Source organism: Vibrio sp. V12_P9A6T4, from assembly GCF_963874835.1.
GTDB lineage: Bacteria > Pseudomonadota > Gammaproteobacteria > Enterobacterales > Vibrionaceae > Vibrio > Vibrio anguillarum.
In genome coordinates this window covers 1-2,684 of record NZ_CAWNJO010000019.1, presented here as the reverse complement: position 1 = coordinate 2,684, position 2,684 = coordinate 1, and the positions used below count along the sequence as shown (strand labels likewise).

Here is a 2,684-nt window from a genome sequence, read left to right as displayed (position 1 = left end):
CAACGCATAGCCGAACTCAAAAAACACACTGTAAACACTGAACTTCAATTTTGTACTAAAGCCGCCACGCGTTGACAATCCCTCTTGAGCCGTTTGTTAGGCCAACCAATTGACATCGACACTTTAAAAACCAAAGAACAGGGATTTTTACAAACTTAAAACCAACTAACCGATTAATTTATAAACCAAAATGCTAAATCAACAAAGAAACAAAAAACTAAAATTGAGCGATTTGGAAGAAAAGTGACGAGCGTAGCATGCTCGGCGGACGTTTGGATGCTGAAGGTTATTTTGCCGCTAAACTCACAACGAAAAGCAACTCAACGCGATCAAGAAACAGCAAATATGTGATGATTATTTATTGCTTAAGTTAAGCCACAAAACATGGAATTTACTGCTCAATTTCAACTCGATTTAGCTGATAAAAACTCACCTTGCCTAACGCCCGGCTAAGGGGTTGACAACGCATAGCCGAACTCAAAAAACACGCCGTAAACACTGAACTTCAATTTTGCACTAAAGTCGCCAAGCGTTGGCAATCCCTCTTGAGCCGTTTGTTAGCTGCTGCACTTTAGCCGGAGATTTACTACCCAACGGCCTAATTTAAAACACATTATTGCTTTCAAGCGACAAAGTAAAACGGACAACTGAGAAACTAAAACCTAATCCACGAAACGCACTTGGCAAAGAAGAAATAACAGCAAAACTTGACGAGTTTCTAGAGCTTAAATTTACAAAGAATCCTTTCGAAGAAGCCAACAACCAAGTGCGCGAAATCCATTTAGCACAAAAGAGCTTCAAAACCAAAGAAGCCACGCCAAAGAAATAAACAAACACACCACTTCCCGTAAACAGACTTCGGTTAGTTCAAGTACTTCACGAACAGTGCCACTGGCGAGATACGCGGAAAAGTGCTGACTTTCAGGTGTAAAGCTAGAGCCTCAGACTAAAAAAATAAGCGCTTAATTTTATGGTTTTTCTTAACCTCAGCTAACGCCGCATTAAGGTGTGAGCAACGCTACCACGAAACTGAACTATACCACCTTAAACACAAGACCCAACGATGGAACGAAAAATGACATGCGTTGGGAATCACTCTTAAATGCTTTGTTATGTTTATATTTTACAAGTACTTATCTTTGCAAGCATTACAAACATAGTGATTTTCTACTAGCTGCCCTGTGTTGGATTGACTACATATTTCGCAGACATTAAAAGTAGAGTTGAAACCAAGCTTTAATTTCTTACCTTTCAATTCGCTGATTAATTGCAAATTTACGCTTGATTTAGGTGTTTCTTGATTTTCAATGTTCTCAGAAGGCCCTTCAGGCTTAATATCATTATTATCCTTCGATAACCTTTCATCGATACCCTCAGAAAATGAAGGTTCAATTTTTTGATCACTACTAGGTTTAACATTTTCTACTGATTTGACACTATTACTTTTAATTGAATGAACTATAGCGGCTCCAACAATGAAAACGGTACCGTTTAAGATAACAAGCAGCGCAACGCCTTCATGAATCGAACTTTTTGCTGTACCAAACACCATAAACCCGAAAAGATAGGCCATAACACCTAAAACTGAAAACAGTACGACCATTAAATTTCCTCATTAGTTAATTAGATAAACATAACGCCCGGCTAAGGGGTTGACAACGCACCGCCAAACTCAAAAAACACACCGTAAACACTGAACTTCAATTTTGCACTAAAACCGCCAAGCGTTGGCAATCCCTCTTGAGCCGTTTGTTAGCTATTTTTTCCCAGTGACTGATTTGAATGATTTGAATGATTCAAAAATGAATGTCGCCAATCCACCTGCAACATTTGAATTTGCATAATCCTTCAAAGGCTCACAAAAATTTGATTTGAATTTATCAATAGCCTCTTCTGGAGAAGAAGCATAAATCGTATCACCTTCCACTTCTAACCCCGTTATCAAGAGTTCTTCCTTTTCAAAAAAATAAGTTTCTGAACTCATATCCAGATAAGTAAATTCATTACGATTTGAATTTGGTTTACAGAAAAATTGATACTTTGACATCTTTAATTTCCTTGCTGCTGAATAAAACAATAGCTAACGCCCTGCTAAGGGGTGAGCAATGCACTACGAAAGCTACCGCACACCGACTTAATCACAAAACTCACCGCATGCTGAAAATGCCACGCATTGCGAATCCCTCTTAAGCAGTTTGTTAGCTTAAATTTCAGCACCTTAGATTGACCAAACCTGAGATTAACCCGATCTGGGGAAACCAACAAACCGCTTGAGTTTTAAAACCCGAATTGATTCAAACTTTGTGGCCTTTCATGCGATTTGAAAACTAATAAGTTTTGATTACACATTTTCGGAGAACTCAAAGCGAAAGCAAAACTTCCAAAGCGACTTTGAGCCAAGCTTGCTAACCTCGCGCAATCCCAAAACTCCATTGAGGCAACTGCTCAAAACTTGCGTTGGCAAACAATGCTGATTTGCCGAGAAACCGGAACGAGCTGCCAAGGGAAGAAAAAACAGGCTGCAAACAATTGATTTTATTTGTTTTAAGCTAACGCCCAATTAAGGGGTGAACAACGCCTCCACCTAACCTAAAGCATTGTGCCATAAACACAAAACTTGAAGTAGAACCCAAAATGCCAAGCGTTGAGAATCCCTCTTAAATTGTTTGTTATGCCTGTACTAC

At 39.0% G+C, this 2,684-nt stretch carries 3 protein-coding genes; 1 reads left to right on the top strand and 2 read right to left on the bottom strand.

All coding sequences use genetic code 11. The features are described 5' to 3' along the window. The first annotated feature begins 616 nt into the window (after positions 1-616). Positions 617-829 (top strand): hypothetical protein, encoded by a 213-nt coding sequence (locus AACQ42_RS00830; protein ID WP_094165475.1) that lies wholly within the window; start codon positions 617-619, stop codon positions 827-829. 294 nt (positions 830-1,123) lie between these two features. Here AACQ42_RS00830 and AACQ42_RS00825 read toward each other — a convergent pair whose 3' ends face one another. Together AACQ42_RS00825 and AACQ42_RS00820 are read right to left on the bottom strand one after the other, a co-directional pair. Then, on the bottom strand, positions 1,124-1,603 hold the full coding sequence (locus AACQ42_RS00825; protein WP_094165473.1) for a hypothetical protein: 480 nt from the start codon (positions 1,601-1,603) through the stop codon (positions 1,124-1,126). Between the two features lie 153 nt (positions 1,604-1,756). After that, positions 1,757-2,047 carry a hypothetical protein gene (locus AACQ42_RS00820; protein ID WP_094165471.1) on the bottom strand — a complete coding sequence of 97 codons (291 nt, stop codon included), beginning with the start codon at positions 2,045-2,047 and terminating at the stop codon, positions 1,757-1,759. Between the last annotated feature and the right edge of the window lie 637 nt (positions 2,048-2,684).

Bases quoted from the DNA above. Each gene is read 5' to 3' on its own strand.
- AACQ42_RS00825 (WP_094165473.1), bottom strand. From the start codon at position 1,603: ATGGTCGTACTGTTTTCAGTTTTAGGTGTTATGGCCTATCTTTTCGGG.
- AACQ42_RS00820 (WP_094165471.1), bottom strand. From the start codon at position 2,047: ATGTCAAAGTATCAATTTTTCTGTAAACCAAATTCAAATCGTAATGAA.